The 262-nt window shown below is 67.9% G+C and carries 1 pseudogene; it reads left to right on the forward strand.

The window, feature by feature from the left end:
* Positions 1-262 (forward strand): annotated as a pseudogene (locus AX735_RS25755) (DNA translocase FtsK); the annotation flags it as partial.

The following is a 262-nucleotide window of genomic DNA, read 5'->3' on the forward strand; positions in this document are numbered from 1 at the left end:
GCGCCGCGCAAGGAAGCCGTGCCCGACAACCGACCGCCGCCGGAAATCACTGAGCCCTCGCTGCGTCCGGCCAAGGCGCAGCTTGGCCCGAAGAGCAAGCAGGGCGACTTCTTCGGCCCTTATGAGCTGCCTTCGGTCGATCTGCTCGACCCGCCGCCGTCGAGCACAGGCCCCGCGCTGGACAAGATTGCGCTCGAGCGCAACGCGCGGCTGCTCGAGACGGTGCTGAGCGATTTCAACGTGAAGGGCGAGATCACGGCGG

The organism is Blastomonas sp. CCH1-A6 (assembly GCF_001556365.1).
GTDB classification, from domain to species: Bacteria; Pseudomonadota; Alphaproteobacteria; order Sphingomonadales; family Sphingomonadaceae; genus Blastomonas; species Blastomonas ursincola.